The organism is Okeania sp. SIO2F4 (genome assembly GCF_010672385.1).
Taxonomy (GTDB): Bacteria; Cyanobacteriota; Cyanobacteriia; order Cyanobacteriales; family Microcoleaceae; genus Trichodesmium.
Genome location: NZ_JAAHGT010001187.1, coordinates 1 through 2473 on the forward strand (window position 1 = coordinate 1; position 2473 = coordinate 2473).

Below are 2473 nucleotides of genomic sequence, written 5' to 3' on the forward strand. Positions count from 1 at the left end.
GGGAAACCCAATAAATCTTGCGGTTTTTCAAATAGTGTGTTTTAGTATTTAAGGGTTGTTGGGTTGGAGGGGCAGCGCCAGTCGCTCATGGGGAGACCCCCTTTGGTGGCGCTGGCAAGTCTTTAGGAGCGCGCCGTAAGACCGGAAAGAGGCGAGGGCCTTGGAGGCTGGTGCATTGTTAGCGCAGCTCCTCTGCAAGAGGCAGCAGAAAGCCCAAATAGCGCGATGGTTAGGAATCCCGCGCTGTCACGCAAGTGCAGCGTCGGGAGGATGTCAAAAAGGGGTTAGCATACATAATGCTTCATAAATAATAGGAGTCGAAATTCCGATTAGGAATTCAATCTACGAATTACAATATGTCTAAGACTTATACTGTTGAAATCCACCACCAAGGACAAACTCACACTATAGAAGTGCCGGAGGATAAGAAAATTCTAGAGGTTGCTGAGGAGGCTAAACTGGAGTTGCCTAACTCATGCAATGCTGGTGTTTGTACTACTTGTGCAGCTCAAATTATTGGAGAGGGTACTGTAGACCAAAGTGAAGGTATGGGAGTTGGTCCAGAACTCCAAGATGAAGGTTATGTGTTATTATGTGTTGCTTATCCTCGGTCGAATTTAAAGATAGAAACTGGAAAGGAAGATGAGGTTTATAAGCGTCAATTTGGTTCTCCATAAATAACTTTGCAGAAGGAAAAAGGAATGTAGAACAAATATTTTTAACACGGATGTACGAATGGGAAAAGCTCAGAAAGCCAATCAATAAATAATTAATATTAATTATTAATATTGATACTTGATTATTCCCCAGTCAGCATCCTTGTTATCCTGAAAATTTTCTTCTTTTCTCTGGATTAAACAGTTAAGTAAGCTATGTATTTTATAGCTCTTAGCGAAAGATAAGCAAGTATTAACTAATTAATTATATAATTGCTATGACCAAAAAATAAGGTCTCAAGGCTCTCCTTTTAAGGGGATAAAAAAATAACTTCAGTATTTTCCTCTGACTTCAGGGGTCATTACTGATAACTGATAACTGATAACTGATAACTGAAATGACTACTCATTTTATTAACGCTGAAATTGACCTGCAAGAATCACCAGCAAAACTCAATCAAGAAATTGAAAAAGAGTTAGAAAAACGTGGAAGTCCTCTACGTTGGGCAGTGACAAAAGTAGACACAGAAAAACAAAAAGCTCATGTAGAAGCTGTAGTAGTTGAGGAAAGAAATTGAACAACTAATTCCTAATTATTTGTTGAGATTTTTTTGATAATACCTCACCCTTAACTAGGTATCAGCTTGTAGGGGCGAATGACCATTTGCCCCTACTTAGGTTTAAATCCCCGGTTTCTCTAAACCGGAAAGTTTAGAAGGGGATTTCAACCCCTTCTAAAAGTTGACTGCTGACTCCTGAGCGCTGACCGCTTTTTTAAGGATGGGGTTTTTCATTAATGGATAATGGATAATGGATAATTGATAATTGATAATTACTTCTCCCTAAAAGGGAGAGGATTGATCAATAAGGAAAAGATTTATTTCTCTTGGTTGATTGGATATGGCGAGGAAACCTCGCCATCCCTCAACCGCTTTTTTCCCTTGAAAGGGGAGACTTCAAGGCGCGAATTATCTAATTATTTAATTGTTTAATTATTAATTATTTCGGTAATTGTTATCTATAATCTGGTATTATCTAATAGGTTTTGCTGCTAAAATTAGAGACTCAAAATTGTTTGGCAACGACCTAACTTACTACTTAGATGGAAATGACTTTGAATTCAAAAGTAAGAAAATAAGGAAGGATTTAAGTAAGGAAATTATTTACGGGTATACCGAGTAAGGTCTGTCTTGATAGGAATTAGTAAATGTGATAACTGTATAATCGGATTTTATATTCAGGAGATGAAAAAAATCAAATTCTGTATTTAAAACCATTTGCTTCAGAAATCGGTACTGATAACTGATAACTGATAACTGATAACTGAAATGAAACCACGTCCTTATACAGTAGTCTTAATTATTCCCACTGGTATCGGTGCATCTATTGGCGGTTATGCTGGTGATGGTTTACCAGTAGCACGGGCGATCGCGCAAACCTGCGATATTCTGATAACTCACCCCAATGTACTGAATGGGGCACAACTTTATTGGTCATTATCCAATGCTCTGTATGTAGAAGGGTATGCTCTTGACAAATTTGCTCAAGGATGGTACGGATTACAACCAGTACATCAAAACCGAGTAGGTTTAATCCTTGACCAGGCCATTGAACCAGAGTTACAACTGCGCCATTTACAAGCTGCCGATGCTACGAGAGCAACTTTAGGTCTAAATCTAACAGATTACATTGTGACTGACTCCCCATTAGGAGTAGAACTAAGACAGTCTGAGTCTGGGGCATCTTGGGGCACAATAGCTAATCCTGATAGCTTGCTACGAGCAGCACATACTCTAATTCACAAAGCAAAGGCAGAA

3 protein-coding genes are annotated in these 2473 nt (G+C 38.8%); all 3 read left to right on the forward strand.

Features of this window, described 5'->3' with window-relative positions; all coding sequences use genetic code 11:
- The first annotated feature begins 356 nt into the window (after window positions 1-356).
- On the forward strand, window positions 357-677 hold the full coding sequence (locus tag F6K22_RS38670; protein ID WP_293110224.1) for a 2Fe-2S iron-sulfur cluster-binding protein: 321 nt from the start codon (window positions 357-359) through the stop codon (window positions 675-677).
- Between the two features lie 377 nt (window positions 678-1054).
- On the forward strand, window positions 1055-1234 hold the full coding sequence (locus tag F6K22_RS38675) for a hypothetical protein (RefSeq protein WP_293110226.1): 180 nt from the start codon (window positions 1055-1057) through the stop codon (window positions 1232-1234).
- Between the two features lie 750 nt (window positions 1235-1984).
- On the forward strand, window positions 1985-2473 hold a 489-nt coding region (locus F6K22_RS38680; RefSeq protein WP_293110228.1), incomplete at its 3' end, for a DUF3326 domain-containing protein.